The sequence below is a fragment of the Streptomyces sp. NPDC053560 genome (assembly GCF_044544605.1).
GTDB lineage: Bacteria > Actinomycetota > Actinomycetes > Streptomycetales > Streptomycetaceae > Streptomyces.
Map to the genome: position 1 here is coordinate 298,246 of NZ_JBITXI010000008.1, position 19,421 is coordinate 317,666.

Here is a 19,421-nt window from a genome sequence, read left to right on the forward strand (position 1 = left end):
CCTGACACCTGGGAGACCGGACATGCCCGCACACCGCACCACCGTCGCCGGGGTCACCGTCGACACCCGGCACTGGATCGGCGGCCGGCGCGTCGCCTCCGACGAGACCTTCGCCGATGTCTCGCCCATCGACGGCGCACACCTGGGCGACCTCGCCCGCGGCACCGCCACCGAGGCCGAGGCCGCCGTCGCCGCAGCGCAGGAGGCGTTCCCCGGCTGGGCCGCCACCCCGCGCGCCGAACGCGCCCGCATCCTGCACGCCGTCGCCGACGGCGTCGAGAAGCGCATCGAGGACCTGGCGATCGTCGAGACCACCGACAACGGCGCGCTGCTGCGCTCGCACCGCCGCGGTGTGATGCCCCGCGTCGCCCACAACTTCCGCTTCTTCGCCGACTGGCTGCTGAAGCTGGACCACGAGGACTTCACGACGTACACGAGCGGCTCCGCCGCGGGCCGCGGCCACACCAACCACGTCTCCTGGGACCCGGCGGGACCCTGCGTACTGATCACGCCGTGGAACGCACCGCTCATGCTCGCGAGCTGGAAGATCGCGCCGGCCCTCGCCGCGGGCAACACGGTGGTTCTCAAGCCCGCCGAGTGGACCCCGCTCACTGCCTCCCTCCTCGCCGACATCGCTCACGAGGCCGGGCTGCCGGCCGGCGTCCTCAACGTCGTCCAGGGCCACGGCGCGGAAGCGGGCAGCGCCCTCGTCTCGCACCCCGGCGTACGCCGCATCAGCTTCACCGGCTCGGTGCCGACCGCGAAGACCATCGCCGCGGCGGCCGCCGCGCACCTGACCCCCGCCAGCTTCGAGCTGGGCGGCAAGTCCCCGCTGCTGGTCTTCGCCGACGCCGACCTGGACCTGGCCGTCGACCTCGCCGTCGAGCAGTACGACAACGCGGGGCAGGTCTGCCTGGCCGCCACCCGGCTTCTCGTGGAGTCCTCGGTCGCCGAGGAGTTCACCCGCCGCTTCACCGAGAAGGCCGGGCAGCTCCGGCAGGGCGACCCGCGCGACGAGACCACCGACATCGGCCCCAACATCCACCCCCGCCAGCTGGAGAAGATCGACGGCTTCGTGCGGCGGGCGGTAGCGGCCGGGGCGCGCGCCGTCATCGGCGGCCACCGCGACGACGGCCAGTACTACGCGCCGACCCTCCTCACCGGCGTCGCCCAGGACAGCGAGATCGTCCAGGAGGAGGTCTTCGGCCCGGTCCTGACCCTGCAGGCCTTCGAGACGGAGGCAGAGGCCGTCCGGCTGGCCAACGGCACCCGCTTCGGCCTCGCCGCCACCGTCGCCACCGGCGACCCCGAGCGCGCCGAACGGGTCGCCGGACAGCTGGTCGCCGGAACCGTCTGGGTCAACTGCTTCTTCGTCCGCGACCTCCGGGCGCCCTTCGGCGGCTCCCGGGAGTCCGGCATCGGCCGCGAGGGCGGCACGTGGAGCTTCGACTTCTACTGCGACCTGAAGAACACCGTCAGCTCGCCCTTGGGGTCTCCCTTGTTCGAGCGGAGCCGAGAGCTTGGGGAAGGCCGGCGCGACCATGGGTGAGATCGTCGGTGCCGGGCTGCTCGCGCACGTCCCCACCATCGTGCTGCCCGAGGAGACCAGGCGCGAGCTGAACGAGGGCAAGGAGATCACCCTCGTCACCGGCCTCCGCCAGCTCCGCGAGGAGGTCTTCGAGACCGCCGACTACGACACCGTCGTCGTCCTGGACTCCCACTGGGCCACCACCGTCGAATTCGTCGTCACCGCCCACCCGCGCAGGGCCGGCCTCTTCACCTCCGAGGAGCTCCCGCGCGGTATGTGCCGGATGCCGTACGACTTCCCCGGCGACCCCGAACTCGCGCACAACATCGCCCGGTTCGCCGACAAGCACGGCACCTGGATCACCCCCATCGACGACGCGTACCTGCCGATCTACTACGCCACCACCAACCTGTGGAAGTACCTCGGCGAGGGCCTGCCCGAGAAGAAGTGGGTGACCATCGGCGTCTGCCAGACCGGCGACATGGAGGACCACCTCCGGCTGGGCCGCGCGCTCGCGGACGGCATCGCCGCCACCGAGGGCCGCAAGGTCCTGCTCATCGCCTCCGGCGCCCTCTCGCACACCTTCTGGCCGCTCCGCCAGCTCCGCGACCACGAGGCCAGCGACCCGTCCCACCTCTTCACCCCCGAAGCACGCGCCGCCGACGAAGAACGCATCGCCTGGTTCAAGGACGGCCGCCACGACGAAGTGCTGCGCACCATGCCGGAGTTCTGGCGCTTCAAGCCCGAGGCCAAGTTCTTCCACTACCTGATGATGGCCGGCGCCCTGGGCGAGGCGGCCTGCACCGCCCGCGGCCGGCAGTACGGGGAGTACGAGAACTCCGTCGGCACCGGCCAGGTCCACCTGTGGTTCGACCGCCCCGAAGGCGGCTGGACCGCGCCCCGCCCCTCCAAGGAGACCACCCATGCCTGAGTACCGCCGCATCCTCCTGGACGGCGCCGCCGTCCAGACCGTCCGCGAGGGCGAGGAACTGGTCGCCGGTGACGGCCGCCGCGTCAAGATCGAGGAGGCCCGGCACCTGCCGCCGGCCGTCCCCTCCAAGGTCGTCGCGGTCCACCTCAACCACCGCAGCCGGGTCGAGGAGTTCCGGATCGAGCTGCCCGCGACGCCCACCTACTTCCACAAGCCCACCTCCGCCCTCAACTCCCACCGGGGCGCCGTCGTCCGCCCCGAGGGCTGCAAGTGGCTCAACTACGAGGGCGAGGTCGCGATCGTCATCGGGAGGACCGCACGCAACATCGCCCCGGCCGACGCGGGGGAGTACATCGCGGGCTACACCGTCGCCAACGACTACGGCCTGCACGACTTCCGCGACACCGACGCCGGCTCGATGCTCCGCGTCAAGGGCTCCGACACCCTCTGCCCGCTCGGCCCGGGCCTGGTCACCGACTGGGACTTCCGCGGCAAGTACCTCCGCACCTACGTCAACGGCGAACTGGTCCAGGACGGCACGACCGACGAGATGAAGTGGGACATGCACTACCTCGTCGCCGACATCGCCCGCACCATCACCCTGTACCCCGGCGACGTGCTGCTCTCCGGTACGCCCGCCAACTCCCGGCCCGTACGGCCCGGCGACGTCGTGGAGGTCGAGGCCGAGGGCCTGGGCCGGCTGACCAACCACATCGTCACCGGCCCCACCGCCGTCCGCACCGACGTCGGCGCCCAGCCCACCGAGTCCGAGGAGGTCCTCTCCACCGCCCTCGGCGGCGACTGGGAGTTCCGCGGCATCCGCCCGCCGAAGCGGGGCTGACCCCCTGCCCGGCACCCGTCCGGAGGGCCCCGCTTCCGCTCGCGCGCGAGCCCTCCGGGCGGCTCCCTCGGGCCGTACGGCCCTCCGTGACCTGCGGATAGGGTGGCCGGCATGACGGAAGCAGCCAAGGGGACCGGCCGTCGCCGCAGCCGCCGGGGGTACGGCGAGGGCCGCGACGCCCTCCTCAACGCCGCCGTCCGCGTCGTCGCCCGCGGCGGACTGCGCAAGCTCACCTACCGTGCGGTCGCCGAGGAGGCCGGCGTCACGCACGGCCTGGTCGTCCACCACTTCGGCTCCCGCGACGCCCTGATCGAGGAAGCGCTGGGGTACGTCGTACGGCAGAGCCTGCGCAGCAGCCTGCTGGAGCCCGGCACCGGCGAGCCGGACGACTTCGCTTCGGGGGTCTCCGCAATGGTCGAGTCGGGCCCCGACCTCCAGGCCTTCCAGTACGAGCTGCTGCTCGAAGCGCGGCGCCGCCCGGAACTGCTGCCCCAGGTACGGAACCTGTACGACGGGTACTTCGACGCCTCCGAACGCGAACTGTCCCGGATGCTGCCGTACGAGCCGGGCTCCGCGCTCGCCCGCCTGGTCTTCGCCGCCCTGGACGGGCTCGTCCTGCACCAGCTGACCATGGGCGACCGGGCTGACACCGAAGCCGCCCTGGCCGAGCTGCGGGCCCTGCTGAGCAGGGCGGCCGCAGCGGAGGACCCGGCGTCCCGCACCACGGGCACCGGCTGACGCTCCCCGTCAGGCGGCCGGAACGGCGCCCCCGGAGTCGAGAGCCGCGCGCAGCCAGTCGTGGGTGACACCCGGCGTCGGCGGTGCCGCCGGGCCGGTCACCTCCGCCGTGAGCCGCCAGTAGTGATCGATACGCGGGTCGGCGGCGAGCTGGCCGCTGAGCACCCGGCGGAAGGCCGGCGTGTCCCGGGTGCCACGGGAACGGGCGTAGGCGTCGACGAAGCAGTCCAGCGCCTCGCCCCCGTACGGCGCCCGCCGCCCCTGGATGTCCGCTGCGGCCAGCCCGTACGCCTCGACGAGCCCCTCGTAGAGGACGGCCGGGCGGTAGCCCTCGTCGGGCCGGTGCGCCGCGGGCTGACAGTGCGCGATGCCCGTCCCGGGGCAGGGGCCGGAGACGAAGGCGTGCAGCCGGGCGAAGGCCAGTACCTGGTCCGGCGCGGGGTCCGCCGGCGGCTGCGGCACCGAGTGGTCGAGGATCACGGAGGTCAGCCGGGCCGGGAGCCGCGGCGGCAGCCAGCGCCGCCAGAAGCGGGCCAGTGCGGCCGTGTCGGGCGGCGCGGTCACGGCGCCGATCAGCCGCAGCCGGTCGGCCCGTTCCGCCGGGGCGCAGTCCCGCAGCAGGTGCAGGGCGGCCTCGCGCCAGCGCAGCGCTGCCATTCGCGAGCCGACCTCCCGCAGCTGCGCCGCGATGACGTCCTCCAGCGCGTCCTCCCGGTCCAGGACCCGGCCCACGTCCGGTACGGGCAGGTCCAGAGTGCGCAGGGAGCGGATCAGCCGGAGCCGGTCGAGCGCCCCGGGCCCGTACCGGCGATGGCCCCCGGTGCTGCGCGCCGCCTCGGGCAGCAGGCCGCGGTCGGAGTAGAAGCGGACGGTCTTGACGGTGACGCCCGCGTGCTCGGCCAGCTCGCCGATGCTCCACCTGCCGTCGGCCGCTTCGGGCGACGGCGCCGGGCCGGGGGCCGCGGCATCGGTGCCCTCGAAGAACTCGGAGAACTCTGCGGTCACGCTTGAACCTCCCTCAGGGGGAGTTCCTACGGTACCCGCGAGCGCGGACGGCCTACGGGGGCGGTCTCGCGGACGCACGGTATGCGAGGAGACCAACATGACGGCATTCATCCTGGTGTCGGGCGCCCACACCGGCGACTGGGTATGGCAGGAAGTGGCCGGCCGGCTGCGGGAGTCGGGGGCCGAGGTGCGCGCGGCGACGCTGACCGGCATGGGCGGCCGCCGCCACGAGGCGGGACCGGACACCGACCTGGCGACGCACGTCCAGGACGTGGTGGAGCTGATCGACCGGGCCGAAGCGCCCGAGGTGGTGCTCGTCGGCCACTGCTACGGCATCCACCCCGTACTGGGCGCCGCCGGGCACCGCCCGGAACGCATCGGCCGGATCGTTTACCTGGACGCGGGCATGCCGCAGGACGGCGACCCGGCGCTCAAGCTCATCCCCGACCAGAACGTCCGCGACCGGCTGGGCCAGGCGACCGGGCCGGACGCACCGACCGGCGACGACCGGCTCGTGCCGCCGCCCGCGCCCGGCGCATGGCACCGCTGGGGCAGCACCGAGGGCGTACCCGAAGCCGCGCTCGCCCGTCTCGCCGACCGCGCGGCACCGCAGCCGCTGGGCACCCTCACCCAGCCGCTCCGGCTGACCGAGGCCGCCGCCGCACTGCCGGCGACCGGCATCCTGTGCACCGCCAACGGGTCGAGCATCGCCATGGTCGAGCAGGTGCTGCGGCTCGGCGAGCCGACCCTGATGGCGCTCGTCGACGCCGAGGTCACCTTCTTCGAACTGGCCACCGGCCACTGGCCGATGCTCTCCGCACCCGCCGAGCTGGCCGAGGCGCTGCTCGGCGCCGCTGCGGGCGAGGGCCACCGGCTGTCAGCGCCGGACGACACGCGCCCCGGCCACCTCCGGCCCTTCCTCCTGGACGTACCGGAGCGGCCCCGCGAGCGGGTGGGGCGCGTCGACCTGTACCCGCCGGACGCCGACGGGCCGCAGCCCGCCGTGGTCTTCGTCCATGGCGGCCCGGTGCCGGCCGGACTGCGGCCGACACCGCGGGACTGGCCGTCGTACACCGGCTACGGCAGGTACGTGGCGGCGCAGGGCGCGGTCGGCGTGACGGTGGACCACCGGCTGCACGACCTCACGGACTACGGGCGCGCCGCCGAGGACATCGCCGACGCCGTCGCCCTCGTACGCGCCGATCCCCGCGTCGACGAAGACCGCGTCGCCCTGTGGTTCTTCTCCGGCGGCGGCCCGCTGTCGGCGGACTGGCTCGCGGCGCCCCCGCCGTGGCTGCGCTGCGTGGCCGCCACCTACCCGGTGCTGATGCCGCCGCCGAGCTGGGGAATCACCGGACCCCGGTTCCGCCCGGCGGACGCGATCCGGTCGGCGGGACGGCTGCCCTTCGTACTGACGCGGGTCGGGCAGGAGATCCCCGAGATCGCCGCCACCGTCGAGGAGTTCCTGGCCGCCGCCAAGGAGTGCGCGGCCGAGGTCGAGATCGTGGATCTGCCGGACGGCCACCACGGCTTCGAGACGATCGACCACACCGAGCAGGCACGGGACGCCGTCCGCCACGCGGTCCGCTCGGTGCTGGGCCATCTGCGGAGCTGATGCCCCCGGGGTCCGGACCGGGGGGGGACCGCCCGCGACCGCGCGATAAGTGCGGCCTATTGACCGATAATCAAGCCGTCTTTGACGCCTCCGCAGGACTGGCGGAAGCTGATCGGACCGGACCGCCGCGCCCGTACGGGCGCGGCGTGAACCGGCGTCGAAGCGGTGGCGCGGGCGTGCCCGGGCAGGGAAGGCGAGGTCAGGCAATGCGTGCCGACGAGGACCCGACGGACGAGGGACTGGCGGTCACCCCGCCCAAGACATGGGCGACCGGCGCACCGGCCGTGGCACACGCGCTGAAGTACGCCCTCGGCCAGACCTCCCCCCGCCGCACGGCGCTCACCCTGCTCAACATCAACCAGGCCAAGGGGTTCGACTGCCCCGGCTGCGCCTGGCCCGAGCCCGGCGCCAAGGAGCGCCACAAGAACGAGTACTGCGAGAACGGCGCCAAGCACATCGCCGACGAGGCCACCAGCCGCCGCGTCACCGCAGACTTCTTCCGGCAGTACACCATCTCCGAGCTGGCCGAAAAGTCCGACTACTGGCTCAACCAGCAGGGCCGCCTCACCGAGCCCATGGTCAAGCGCCCCGGCGCCGAACACTACGAACCCATCGGCTGGGACGAGGCCTTCGACCTCCTCGCCACGGAACTGCGCGCCCTGGACTCACCCGACGAAGCGCTCTTCTACACCTCGGGCCGGCTGAACAACGAGGCCGCCTTCCTCCTCCAGCTCTTCGTCCGCGCCTTCGGCACCAACAACCTGCCCGACTGCTCCAACATGTGCCACGAGTCCAGCGGCAGCGCACTGAACGAGACGCTGGGCATCGGCAAGGGCAGCGTCAGCCTCCAGGACCTCTACGAGGCCGACCTGGTCTTCGTCGTCGGCCAGAACCCCGGCACCAACCACCCCCGGATGCTCTCCGCGCTGGAGGAGACCAAGCGCAACGGCGGACGCGTCATCGCCGTGAACCCGCTGCCCGAAGCCGGCCTGCTGCGCTTCAAGCACCCGCAGAAGGCCCGCGGCGTGATCGGCCGCGGCACCGAGATCGCCGACCGCTTCCTGCAGATCCGCCCCGGCGGCGACCTCGCTCTCTTCCAGGGACTCAACCGGCTGCTCCTGGAGGCCGAGGACGCCGCGCCCGGCACCGTCCTCGACCACGACTTCATCGAGCAGCACACCACCGGCTTCGCCGACTTCGCCGAACACGCCCGCAAGACCTCCTGGGAAGACATCCTCGACGCGACCGGCCTGAGCCGCGAGGAGATCGACCGGGTCCACGAGATGGTCCTGGCCAGCAAGAAGATCATCGTCTGCTGGGCGATGGGCCTCACCCAGCACAAGCACGGCGTACCCACCATCCGCGAGGTGGTCGACTTCCTGCTGCTGCGCGGCAACATCGGCCGCCCAGGCGCCGGCGTCTGCCCCGTACGCGGCCACAGCAACGTCCAGGGCGACCGCACCATGGGCATCTGGGAGAAAATGCCGCAGCGGTTCCTCGACGCCCTGGAGCGCGAATTCGGCTTCACCCCGCCGACCGAGCACGGCCTGGACTCGGTGGACGCGATCCGCGCCATGCGCGACGGCAGCGCCAAGTTCTTCCTCGGCGTCGCCGGCAACTTCGTCCGCGCCACCCCCGACAGCGACGTCACCGAAAGGGCGATGCGCCGCTGCTCCCTCACCGCCCACATCTCGACCAAGCTGAACCGCTCCCACGCCGTCTGCGGGGAAACGGCCCTCATCCTGCCCACGCTCGGCCGCAGCGACCGCGACATCCAGGACGGCGTCGAGCAGTTCATCACGGTCGAGGACTCCATGAGCGAGGTGCACGCCTCCCGCGGCCGACTCGCACCCGCCTCGGAGCACCTGCTCAGCGAGGTCGCCATCATCGGCCGGCTGGCCCGCCGCACCCTCGGCGACAGCCCGGACATCCCCTGGGAGGAGTTCGAGCGGGACTACAACACCATCCGCGACCGGATCTCCCGCGTCATCCCCGGCTTCCACGACTTCAACGCCCGCGTGGCCGGGCCCGGCGGCTTCCGGCTGCCCAACCCGGTCAACGAAGGCGTCTTCCCCACCCCCAGCGGCAAGGCCGTCTTCACCCGCAACGCCTTCGAGGCACCGCAGGTACCCGAAGGCCACCTCCTGCTCCAGACGCTCCGCTCCCACGACCAGTGGAACACCATCCCGTACGCCATGAACGACCGCTACCGGGGCATCCACAACGCCCGCCGCGTCGTCCTCGTCAACCCAGCCGACCTGGCCGCACTGGGCCTGGCCGACCGTGACGAGGTGGACCTGGTCAGCGTCTGGCGGGACGGCGCCGAACGGCGCGCGCCCGCCTTCCGGGTCATCCCGTACCCGACCACACCCGGATCCGCCGCCGCGTACTACCCGGAGACCAACGTCCTGGTGCCCCTGGACAGCGTCGCCGACATCAGCAACACACCGACGTCGAAGAGCGTGGTGGTGCGCCTGGAGCCGACCGGGGCCTGATTGGCGCATCGGGCCCGACCGGTGTAGACCGGTGCGGTGCTCTTCCGCCAGCTCGAATACCTGGTCGCCCTCTCGCGCGAACGCCACTTCGCCCGTGCCGCGCAGTCCTGCTACGTCTCCCAGCCCGCGCTGTCGGAGGCGATCCGCAAACTGGAGGAGGAACTAGACGTCCCGCTGATCCGGCGGGGCCGCAAGTACGAGGGCCTCACCCCTGAAGGCGAGCGCGTCGTGCTGTGGGCGCAGCGCATCCTCGCCGACCGCGACGCACTCACCTCCGAGGTGCAGGCGCTGCGCACCGGGCTGAGCGGCGAACTGCGCATCGGCTGCGTCCCCACCGCCTCGGCCGCCGTCGCGCTCCTCGTCGAGCCGTTCTGCTCGGCCCACCCGCTGGTCGACGTGCGCATCGCCTCGGACCTGCGCTCCCGGGACATCCTCGGCCGGCTGGAGAACTTCGAGCTCGACGCCGGCGTGACGTACCTGACCGAGGACATCTCCGACCAGTACCGCACCGTGCCGCTCTACCGCGAGCGCTACGTCCTGCTGACCGGCGCGGCGCATCCGGCGGCGGCCTCGGCCACCGTGTCCTGGGCGGCCGCCGCCACCCTGCCGCTCTGCCTGCTCAGCACCGGCATGCAGGGGCGCCGGGTGCTCGACGAGGTGTTCGCCGACGCCGGGGTCCGCGCCGCACCCCAGGTGGAGACCGACTCCATCGCCTCCGTGTACGCGCACGTCCGGACCGGCCGGTGGGCCGGCATCGTGCCGCGCGCCTGGCTCCGCGTCTTCGACATGCCGCCCGGCATGCGGGCGGTACCGCTTGTCGAGCCGGTCCGCACCGCGCCCATCGGCCTGGTCCTCACCGCCCGCGAGCCCGGTTCGGTCATGGCCCGCGCGCTGACCGACGTCGCCCGGCGCACCGACATGGCGGCGACGCTGGAACACCTGCCGGGAGAGCGGCCGCTGCCGGAGGAATAGGCGGTACTACCCAGCGAACTACGGATTGTTCGGAGCGAGCGGCGGGCGGAGGGTGAGTCCCGCCCCGCCCGGCCCACCGGCCCGGCGTGACGGCACCCCCCTCGTACGAAAGGTCTGCCGCTCCCATGAAGCGCTCCCACCTCGCTGCGCTGCTGCTGGCACTGCCCGCGGCCGTCGTACCCGCCGCCGGCACCGCGGTCGCCTCGGGCCAGGACACCTCCCCCCGGCTCGTGACCGTGGAACAGGCTCCGGACAGCAAGGTCATCAAGGACACCTACATCGTCACCCTCAAGCCCGGCGTGGCGCCCGGGACCCTGACGGCCAGAGAGGACATCAGAGCCGGTCACCTCTACAAGAAGGTCCTCAACGGCTTCGCCGCGAAGCTCTCCGCCGACCAGCTCGCCGACCTCCGCAGCGACCCCTCCGTACAGGCGATAGAGGAGGACCAGAAGGTCACCGCGTCCGCGACGCAGACCAACGCCACCTGGGGCCTGGACCGCATCGACCAGCGCAACCGCCCGCTGAACGGCACCTACACCTACAACCGCAACGGCTCCGGCGTCACCGCGTACATCATCGACACCGGCATCGACACCACCCACCCCGACTTCGGCGGCCGGGCCCGCAACGTCTACGACGCGTTCGGAGGCAACGGGCAGGACTGCAACGGGCACGGCACGCACGTGGCCGGAACGGTCGGCAGCACCACGTACGGCGTCGCCAAGGGCGTCCAGCTGCGCGGCGTCCGGGTACTGGACTGCAACGGATCCGGCTCCTACTCGGGCATCATCGCCGGCTTCGACTGGGTCCGTAACAACGCCACCAAGCCGGCCGTCGCCAACGCCTCGCTCGGCGGCGGCTACTCCTCCGCGGTCAACGACGCGGCCGCGGCGCTGAACAACTCCGGCGTCTTCCTCTCCGTCGCCGCCGGCAACGACAACGCGGACGCCTGCAACACCTCGCCCGCCAGCGCCCCGGGCGTCATCAGCATCGCGGCCTCGGACAGCTCCGACCGCAAGGCCTCGTTCAGCAACTACGGCAGCTGCACGGACCTGTTCGCGCCCGGCGTCTCCATCACCTCCACCCGCCTCGGCGGCGGCACCACCCAGATGAGCGGCACCTCGATGGCCTCCCCGCACGTGGCGGGCGTCGCGGCCCTGTACAAGTCGAGCAAGGGCGACACGGCGTCCTCCACCCTGAACACCTGGCTGATCAACAACGCCACACCCAACGTGATCACCAACCCGAGCGGCACCCCGAACCGCCTGCTCTTCAAGTCGGACCTCTGAGCCGCACCCCCACCCGGTTGAAGCACCGCGCCGGAGCCGCCTACGCGGGCGGCTCCGGCCGCGCTGTGTCCGGCGGTGCGCCGCCCGGCCTGGGCTCCGGCGGCACTCACCCGTACTGTTTCCGCAGCCAGGTAAGGGGGACCGGATGGACCGGAACGTGCGTAGCGTCGATGACGTACTCAGGCTCATGGACGAGCTGTTCGAGCCGGCGGCCGATCGGTGGACGGAGCGCGCGGCCGAGTGGTGGGACGGTTTCTACACCGACCGGACCCGGCCCGTGCCGTTCTTCGCGGCGAAGCCGGACGAGAACCTCGCTTCGTATCTCGCCCGCCGTACGGTCACCCCGGGGCGGGCCCTCGATCTCGGCTGCGGTCCCGGCCGCAACGCCCTCCACCTCGCCGCCGCGGGCTTCCGGGTGGACGCCGTCGACCTCTCGCCGGCGGCTCTCGACTGGGCCGAGGAGCGCGCCCGCGAGGCCGGCGCCGACATCAGGTTCCTCCGCGGGAACGCCTTCGATCTCGCCGAAACCGCCCTCGCCGGACCGTACGACCTGATCTACGACTCCGGCTGCTTCCACCACCTCCCGCCGCACCGCCGCATCAGCTACCTCGCCCTCCTGGACCGGTCCCTCGCCCCCGGCGGGCACTTCGCCCTCAGCTGCTTCGCGGCCGGCGCGATGGGCTCCGAACTCCCCGACGCCGAGCTGTACCGCAGCTCGCGCCTGCACGGCGGGGTCGCCTACACACCGGAGTCGCTGCGCCGGATTTTCGCGGGGCTCACCGAGGTGGAACTGCGCCGCATGCGCGACGAGCCCGACGGCTCCCCGCACTTCGGCGAACCCTTCCTGTGGACGGCCCTGTTCCGCCGCGACGAGCCGCCCCGCGCGCAATCCAGCGCAGGCTGACCGGGCGCGCGCCGGGCGCCGCCCGGTACGCGGCACTCCATCGGGTGAAGCTGTGATCAGGCCCTCTGCCGCCCGCCCGGTACGCCGAGGCCCTCCGTACGGCGCCGGCCGGCTCCTCGCCGACAGCGTCCGGCTGGCCGGCCGCCGGCGACAGCACCTACCGGGTCACCGCCAACGAGTCGGTCACGTGCCCTCGTTGCCGCGCAGCTCCTCCACGGCCGTCCGGGCGGCCGCGCCGATGACCGCGTCGGCGCGGGGGAGGGTGCTGTCGGCGCGCGCCGCCTGGGTGAAGACCACGGCGGTGTAGGTGCTGCCGTCGGCGAGTTCGACGACCCCCGCCTCGTGCCGCATCTGGCCGAAGGTGCCCGTCTTCCCCGACACGGTGACGTCGTCGTACGGGAAGCCGGAGGCGAGCCGGTGCCGCCACGGCTGCCTCCCCATCACGTCGCGCATGAACGCGCAGCGCTCGGGGGAGGCGGCCTCGCCGGTCCAGATCGCCCGCAGCAGCCGCGCCATGTCCGACGGCGTGGTGGAGGCCTTGGACACCGGGTCGTAGACGCCGGCCGGGGCGGTCGTGTCGTTGCTGGAGATGCGCTCCATGGCGGCCGCCAGCGACTCGGTGCCGGTCTCGTCGACCAGCCGGGCCCAGGTGCCCGCGACACCGCCGAGGATGCGGGTGTCCGGCAGGCCCAGCTCGCGGCAGACCTCGTCGACCACCGTGGTGCCGACGGCTCGGAGCACCGCGTCGGCCGCCGTGTTGTCCGAGATGGTCATCATGAGGACGACCAGGTCGCGCAGCGACATCGTGACGGGGTCCCGAAGGATGGAGATGCCGGTGGGACCGGCGACCCGGTGCGACGGTTCCAGGGTGACCCGCAGGGCCGGATCGATCTCCCCGGCGTCCGCCAGCCGGCAGAAGGCCGCCATCAGCGGCACCTTGTAGACCGAGCCCATGGGCACCGGCTCTTCGGGGTCGATGGTCACCCGTGCCTCGGGGCGGTGCAGCTCCGCCACGTGCAGCCAGCCGCGCACACCGGCGTCGGCGAACATCTCGCGGATCGTGCGCGCCACGCCGCCGCTCCGCCGTGCCGCGCTCACTTCGCCGCCTGCCGGGCGAGCGTGTCCACCAGCAGCTGGGCCAGGTCCGCCGTCTCCGCGGCGTCGGGCCGCCGGGGGTCCCACACCACCCGGAGCCGCAACGGCAGCGCCGGATCCGCGGACGGGCGCCGCTCGACGCCGTCGGCGGTCAGTGTGTCGTCGGCGGTGACCAGCACCGCCTGTCCGGCGGCCACGAGGGCGAGGCCGGCGCGCTCGTCGGACACCACGACGGTCTCCACCCGCCGCCCGCGGCTGGCCAGTGTGTCGATGAACAGGTCGTGGGCCGCCGGCGCCTCCTCACGCGGCCGTACGGCGACGGGCAGCCGCCGGGGCGTCCCGCCGGACGCCCCGCCGCCGTGGTCCTCGGGGGAGAGGAGCCAGGTCGGGAAGAGGACCACCCGGCCGGCGGCCAGCCCGTCCAGCACCGCCGGATGCCGGATCACCGCGAGGTCCAGCCGGCCCGCCGCGACGTCGGACAGCAGCGCGGCGGTCGGCGCGGTCAGCACGCCGATGCGGGTCTGCTCCCCGGCCCGTACCGGCGCGGCGGCGACGGCGGCGGTGAGCCGCGCGGGCACCTCGGGGGCCAAGCCGAGCCGGAGCCGTCGGCCGTCGGCGTGCTCGCGGGCGCCGATCTCGCGCAGTTCGGAGAGTGCGGCGAGCGCCCGGCGCGCGTGCGGCAGCAGCAGGGAACCCTCGTCGGTGAGGGCGACGCCGCGGTTGCGGTCGAAGAGGCGGACGCCGAGCAGCGCCTCCAGCCGCCGCAGGCCCTGGGACAGTGGCGGCTGGGTGATTCCCACCCGCTGTGCCGCGGCGCCGAAGTGCTCCTCTTCGGCCAGGGCGACGAAGATTTCCAAGTGCCGTTCCGTCAGCATTCTGTCCCCGTGGCGTGCGCTGATATCTCCTGCGAATCGTTCTTGGCGCAAAAGCATATTCGACATGGGCCCAGGCCGCGGGTTGACTCCGAGGCGTGACGCCAGGGGGAGGGACGTGCTCGTCGCGGGTGTCCTGGCACAGCGAAGGGAGCCACATGACGTACCTGGATCTTCCGGCGGGACCGGGCCGGCACGATCGGCGGCGGAGTCGCCGACGGCTGTACGGAAGCGCCGCAGCGCTGCTCGTCCTGGGCGGCGGAGTGGGGGTCGGCTACCACTTCCTGCTGGCGGACCGCGGCGCGCAGGACCCGCAGGTGGTCGCGGCGACCGCCCGGTTCGAGCGGTTCGCCGGGGCCTGGGAGGACGGCGAGGCACGCAAGGCCGCCGCATACACCGACAGCCCGGACGCCGCCCGGTCGCTCCTCACCTCCGTCCTGACGAACCTCGCCCCGTCCGCGACCGAGGTGACCCCGGGCGACGGGGCGAAGGAGCGGGACGGGGAGGTGCGCCTCCCCTTCACGGTGGCGATGCGGATACCGGGCGCGGGGCCCGTCCGGTGGGACGCGCAGGCCCGCCTGCGGCAGACCTCCGGCCGGTGGACGGTGGAGTTCACGACGCCGATGGTCCACCCGAAGATGAAGGCCGGTCAGACGCTCGCCCTCAAGAGCCGGAACACCCGGGCGAAGGTGCTCGACAAGGACGGCGACCCGCTGGCTGCCGCCTCCCTCGTCGGCACCGTCGACGAGGCCACCGGCAAGGGCACTTCCGGCCTCGAAGCGCGGTACGACGCCCGCCTCTCCGGCGGCAAGGGGCCGAAGAAGTCCGTGGTGATCGTGGACCGCGCGAGCGGACAGCCGGTCAAGACGCTCACCGCGGTGAAGGCCACCAAGGGCCGTCCCGTACGGACCACCATCGACCCGCGCGTGCAGCGGGCGGCGGCCGAGGCGTTGTCCGGGGTCACCAAGAAGGCGGCCATCGTCGCCGTCGACCCGCGCAACGGGCATGTCCTGGCGGCCGCGAACAAGCCCGGTGGGCTGAACCGTGCCCTGGCGGGACGCTATCCGCCCGGTTCCACCTTCAAGGTCGTCACCGCGGCGGCGCTGCTGAAGGGGGGCCTGAGCCCCGCGGACCCGGCGGCGTGCCCGAAGTACGCCCGCGTCGACGGCCAGCGCTTCGAGAACCAGGACCTGTTCACCCTGCCGGACGACGCCACGTTCCAGGACGCCTTCGCCCGCTCCTGCAACACCTTCTTCGTCGACGCCGCCGGCAAGCTCTCCGACACGTCGCTCCGCGACACCGCGCGGGCGTTCGGCATCGGCGGCGGCTGGGACGTGGGCATCACGACGTACGACGGCAGTGTCCCGGCCGCCACGAGCGCCAACGACAAGGCCGCCGCGGCCATCGGACAGGCTCGCGTCCAGGCGTCACCGCTGGTCATGGCGTCCATCGCGGCCACCGTCAAGCAGGGGTCCTTCGAGCAGCCGGTGCTGGTGCCGGAGGCGGTGAAGAAGAGGTACCGGGCTCCGGAGAAGCTCGATGCGGACGTGGCCGACGACCTCCGGAAGATGATGCGCGCCACGGTCACCTCGGGCTCGGGACACGCACTGAAAGACCTGCCGGGCGCACCGCACGCCAAGACCGGCACCGCGGAGTTCGGTACCGACAATCCGCCGCACACCCACGCCTGGATGATCGGCTACCAGGGCGGATCCGACCTGGCCTGGGCGGTGTTCCTGGAGGACGGCGGGTCCGGCGGCGCGGACGCCGGCCCGGTCGCGGCGCGCTTCCTGAAGAAGATCGGCTGATCCGCGACGTCGTTGCATCCGCAGGAGAGTTTGTTGCCCACAGAGGAGAGAAGGAACGTGGAAACCACCAGAACGCGTCCGTCCCGTCGTACGGTGCTGGCGCTCGGCGCCGGCACGGCCCTGGCCGCCGCCCTGCCCGCGAGCGGCACGGCGTACGCCGGCGGGCCCCGGGCCGGGCGGGCCGACGGCATCACCGGGCAGTTGCAGGCGCTCGAAGAGCAGTACGCGGCCCGCCTCGGAGTGTTCGCCCGCAATATGGCAACGGGCCGCACGGTGCGGTACCGCGCGGACGAACGCTTCCCGATGTGTTCGGTCTTCAAGGGGCTCACCGCGGGCGCCGTCCTGCGCGACCTCGACCGCGACGGCGAGTTCCTGGCCCGGCGCATCCATTACACCCGCAGCGAGGTCGAGAAGGCGGGACACACGCCCGTCACCGGAAAGCCCGAGAACCTGGCGGGCGGCATGACGGTCGGTGAACTGTGTGCCGCCGCGGTCGGCGAGAGCGACAACGCCGCCGCGAACCTGCTCCTCCGCGAGCTGGGCGGCCCGACGGCCATCACCCGGTTCTGCCGCTCGCTCGGGGACGGCGTCACCCGGCTGGACCGGTGGGAGCCCGAGCTGAACTCCGCCGAGCCGTGGCGGCGGACCGACATCACCAGCCCGCGGGCCGTCGGGACGACCTACGCCCGGCTCCTCCTCGGGCGCGCGCTCACCCCGCCGGACCGCGAGCGGCTCACCGGCTGGCTGGTCGCCAACACCACCAACACCGAGCGGTTCCGCGCCGGTCTCCCCGCCGACTGGGTGCTGGCGGACAAGACCGGCGGCGGCTCGGACTACGGCGTCGCCAACGACGTGGGCGTGGTGTGGCCTCCGCACGGCGCACCGCTCGCACTGTCCGTGCTCTCCACCACCTACGACCCCGCGGGGCCCGCGAAGAACCCGCTGGTCGCCAAGGCCGCGGAGCTGGTGGCGGCACGCATCGCCTGAGGGCCCGCCGATACGTACGCCGACCCCCTCCGGACCCTGACGATGCGTCAGGGGAGGTCGGAGGGGGCCGAGTGGGCCGGGGGCCGAGGGGGCCGGGCGGGGCGTCAGTCGATGTCGGCCGCGTCCAGCCGGTACAGCGTCCGGCTGTTGTTCGTGCCGTTGCCCGTGCCGGAGGAGGAGGTCTTGCCGCCGTACTCGGACGCCTTCACCGCCGTGCCGTGCTTCTTGATCCAGGCGTTGACCTCGGTGGAGAGGCTGTTGCCGCCGCCGGGGCCGCCGCCCATGCCGCCGCCGACCAGCACGTAGTGCAGCTTGCCGGCCTTGACCAGGGACTTCAGCGTGGTTACGGTCATCGCCCGGTCCGAGCCGGTGAAGCCCCACATGGAGATCACGGGCTGCTTGCTGCTGAGGATCATCGACGCGGCGCTCTGGGAGTTGGAGACGGCCGCCAGCCAGGTGGCACCGTCCCGGTGCCGTTCCAGGTAGGAGAGCATCTTGCTGTCCGCACCGCCCATCCCGCCGGGGCCACCGCCCTGACCGCCACCCCGGCGCGCGCTGCCGTCCGCCGAGCCGCCGCCCGGCATCTGCGGCCTACCGCCGGCTTCCGACGACCCCTTGCCACCGGCGGAACCAATGCCACCGGAAGGCCCGCCCGAGGCACCGGGCGCACCGCCCGGACCACCGGACGTACCACCCGGGCCACCACCACCCGAGGGGATGCCGCCCTCCGCGCCATCGGGCACGCGGCCCTTCCCGCCCGAAGGGGGACCACCGAGCCCGCCGGGACCGCCCATGCCGCCGCCGGTCGACGGGCCCGCCGTCGGGTTGACCCCGCCCATGCCGCCGCCTCCGGAGGAGAGCGGGACCGAGGCAGCGTACGCCGCCGGTCCGGCCAGCGCGGCCACCACGGCCACGACGAGCGACACCGCGAGCAGGTTCGTACGGCGAGCCGCCCGTGCGCCGTCCGAGGTGCGGAAGACCAGCAGACCCGCCAGCGCGGCGAGCGTGAGGACCACGACGACCGGTACGAGCCAGCCGTTCCAGTCCGCGGCGCGGTGCAGCAGGACGACCGCCCACCCCGCCGTCACGGCGAGCGCGGCGGGCAGTACCCAGATCCAGCGGCGGCTGTCGCGGAACGCGCGGAACAGCAGCGCGCCGCCACCGCCGCACAGCGCCGCGATGCCCGGGGCCAGGGCCGTCGTGTAGTAGGGGTGCACGGTGCCCTCGGACAGGCTGAACACCAGGTAGTGGAGGACGGTCCAGCCGCCCCACATCAGCAGCGCGGCGCGCACGGGATCGGTGCGGGGCGACCGGCCGCGCAGTACGAGCCCGGCGACCAGCGCGATGCCCGCGAAGGGCAGCAGCCAGGAGATCTGGCCGCCGAGCGTCTCGTTGAACATCCGGCCCCAGCCGGCGGCACCGGAGAAACCGCCGCCGCCTCCGCCACCGCCCCCGCCGTTGCCCTCGCCGCCGAGGACGCGGCCCAGGCCGTTGTAGCCGAGGATCAGGTCCCAGGCGGTCCCGTCGGTCGAACCGCCGATGTACGGGCGGCTGTCCGCGGGCCAGAGCTGGACGGCCAGCGCCCACCAGCCGCTGGCGGCCACCAGGGCGACGCCGGCGAGCAGCAGGTTGCGGATCCGCTTCGCGAGACCGAGGTTCGCGGCGTACAGGTACACCGCGGCGACCGCAGGCAGGACGATGTACGCCTGGAGCATCTTGGTGTGGAAGGCCAGCCCGATGGCGAGGGCCGTGCCGAGCAGCGGCAGCAGCCGGCCGGTGCGTATCGCGCGGAGCGCCAGCACGGTGCCGGTGACCATCAGGAACACCAGCAGCGGATCGGGGTTGTTGTCCCGGGTGATCGCCACGGTGATCGGCGTGAGCGCCAGGACGAACGCGGCCACCGCCGCGGCGCCGTGCCCGAACGCCCGCTTCACCGCGGTGTGCAGGACGGCGATCGAGCCGAGCGCCGCGCCGACCATCGGCAGCAGCATCTGCCAGGTGCCGAAGCCCAGGATGCGGCAGGACAGGCCCATGACCATCAGGGCGAACGGCGGCTTGTCGACGGTCAGGAAGTCACCGGCGTCGAGGGAGCCGAAGAACCACGCCTTCCAGCTCTGCGTGCCGCTGTACACGGCGGCGGAGTAGAAGCTGTTGAGGTCGCTCGCGGATGTGCTCCAGAGGTACAGGAGTGCGGCGACGGCGAGCGCGGCCCACAGCGCGGGGCGCGACCAGCGCGGCTCGTCCCGGCGGCCGAGCAGGAGTGACGCCGGCCGGGACCGCGGGGGTGCGGCCGGGGCGGCGGGAACGGGAGGGGCGGTCATGGCGAGAGGCTCTTCCTCGG

The 19,421-nt window shown here is 73.1% G+C and carries 15 protein-coding genes; 11 read left to right on the top strand and 4 right to left on the bottom strand.

Annotation, left to right across the window (positions count from 1 at the left end; all coding sequences use genetic code 11):
* Positions 1 to 22: 22 nt before the first annotated feature.
* The 4 genes from ACIGQF_RS21155 to ACIGQF_RS21170 all read left to right on the top strand — a co-directional run bounded on the left by ACIGQF_RS21155 (position 23) and on the right by ACIGQF_RS21170 (position 4,038).
* A complete protein-coding gene (locus ACIGQF_RS21155) occupies positions 23 to 1,549 on the top strand; it encodes an aldehyde dehydrogenase (RefSeq protein WP_399712225.1) in 1,527 nt (508 codons plus the stop codon).
* Positions 1,542 to 2,459, top strand: a complete 918-nt coding sequence (locus tag ACIGQF_RS21160) for a 3,4-dihydroxyphenylacetate 2,3-dioxygenase (protein ID WP_399712228.1) — start codon at positions 1,542 to 1,544, stop codon at positions 2,457 to 2,459. Before ACIGQF_RS21155 ends, ACIGQF_RS21160 begins: the two co-directional genes overlap by 8 nt.
* Positions 2,452 to 3,300 (top strand): fumarylacetoacetate hydrolase family protein, encoded by an 849-nt coding sequence (locus tag ACIGQF_RS21165; RefSeq protein ID WP_399712231.1) that lies wholly within the window; start codon positions 2,452 to 2,454, stop codon positions 3,298 to 3,300. Before ACIGQF_RS21160 ends, ACIGQF_RS21165 begins: the two co-directional genes overlap by 8 nt.
* Positions 3,301 to 3,411: 111 nt before the next feature.
* Positions 3,412 to 4,038, top strand: a complete 627-nt coding sequence (locus ACIGQF_RS21170; RefSeq protein WP_399712234.1) for a TetR/AcrR family transcriptional regulator — start codon at positions 3,412 to 3,414, stop codon at positions 4,036 to 4,038.
* A 9-nt stretch (positions 4,039 to 4,047) separates the two neighbouring features.
* Here the strand turns inward: ACIGQF_RS21170 and ACIGQF_RS21175 are convergent, their stop codons facing one another.
* Positions 4,048 to 4,950 carry a MerR family transcriptional regulator gene (locus ACIGQF_RS21175; protein ID WP_399712634.1) on the bottom strand — a complete coding sequence of 301 codons (903 nt, stop codon included), beginning with the start codon at positions 4,948 to 4,950 and terminating at the stop codon, positions 4,048 to 4,050.
* 190 nt (positions 4,951 to 5,140) lie between these two features.
* On the opposite strand from ACIGQF_RS21175, the gene ACIGQF_RS21180 reads away from it, so the two are divergent.
* The 5 genes from ACIGQF_RS21180 (at position 5,141) to ACIGQF_RS21200 (ending at position 12,318) form a co-directional block, all read left to right on the top strand.
* Positions 5,141 to 6,658, top strand: a complete 1,518-nt coding sequence (locus ACIGQF_RS21180) for an alpha/beta hydrolase (RefSeq protein ID WP_399712237.1) — start codon at positions 5,141 to 5,143, stop codon at positions 6,656 to 6,658.
* A gap of 206 nt (positions 6,659 to 6,864) precedes the next feature.
* Complete coding sequence (locus ACIGQF_RS21185) at positions 6,865 to 9,153, top strand: FdhF/YdeP family oxidoreductase (RefSeq protein ID WP_399712240.1); 2,289 nt, start codon at positions 6,865 to 6,867, stop codon at positions 9,151 to 9,153.
* A 36-nt stretch (positions 9,154 to 9,189) separates the two neighbouring features.
* Positions 9,190 to 10,125, top strand: a complete 936-nt coding sequence (locus ACIGQF_RS21190) for a LysR family transcriptional regulator (RefSeq protein WP_399712242.1) — start codon at positions 9,190 to 9,192, stop codon at positions 10,123 to 10,125.
* Between the two features lie 125 nt (positions 10,126 to 10,250).
* The gene (locus ACIGQF_RS21195) at positions 10,251 to 11,414 is read left to right on the top strand and encodes a S8 family peptidase (protein ID WP_399712245.1); all 1,164 of its coding nucleotides are present in this window, start codon (positions 10,251 to 10,253) and stop codon (positions 11,412 to 11,414) included.
* A 145-nt stretch (positions 11,415 to 11,559) separates the two neighbouring features.
* Entirely contained in the window at positions 11,560 to 12,318 is a 759-nt protein-coding gene (locus tag ACIGQF_RS21200) for a class I SAM-dependent methyltransferase (RefSeq protein WP_399712249.1), read from the top strand.
* Between the two features lie 183 nt (positions 12,319 to 12,501).
* Here the strand turns inward: ACIGQF_RS21200 and ACIGQF_RS21205 are convergent, their stop codons facing one another.
* Both ACIGQF_RS21205 and ACIGQF_RS21210 read right to left on the bottom strand, forming a co-directional pair.
* On the bottom strand, positions 12,502 to 13,389 hold the full coding sequence (locus ACIGQF_RS21205) for a serine hydrolase (RefSeq protein ID WP_399712251.1): 888 nt from the start codon (positions 13,387 to 13,389) through the stop codon (positions 12,502 to 12,504).
* Positions 13,390 to 13,412: 23 nt separating this feature from the next.
* Complete coding sequence (locus ACIGQF_RS21210) at positions 13,413 to 14,270, bottom strand: LysR family transcriptional regulator (RefSeq protein ID WP_399712253.1); 858 nt, start codon at positions 14,268 to 14,270, stop codon at positions 13,413 to 13,415.
* A gap of 173 nt (positions 14,271 to 14,443) precedes the next feature.
* Here ACIGQF_RS21210 and ACIGQF_RS21215 point away from each other — a divergent pair, with 173 nt between their 5' ends.
* Together ACIGQF_RS21215 and bla are read left to right on the top strand one after the other, a co-directional pair.
* Entirely contained in the window at positions 14,444 to 16,093 is a 1,650-nt protein-coding gene (locus ACIGQF_RS21215; RefSeq protein WP_399712255.1) for a penicillin-binding transpeptidase domain-containing protein, read from the top strand.
* 57 nt (positions 16,094 to 16,150) lie between these two features.
* Complete coding sequence (gene bla, locus ACIGQF_RS21220; RefSeq protein WP_399712257.1) at positions 16,151 to 17,080, top strand: class A beta-lactamase; 930 nt, start codon at positions 16,151 to 16,153, stop codon at positions 17,078 to 17,080.
* A 104-nt stretch (positions 17,081 to 17,184) separates the two neighbouring features.
* On the opposite strand, the gene ACIGQF_RS21225 is transcribed toward bla, so the two are convergent.
* Complete coding sequence (locus tag ACIGQF_RS21225; protein WP_399712260.1) at positions 17,185 to 19,401, bottom strand: ArnT family glycosyltransferase; 2,217 nt, start codon at positions 19,399 to 19,401, stop codon at positions 17,185 to 17,187.
* Between the last annotated feature and the right edge of the window lie 20 nt (positions 19,402 to 19,421).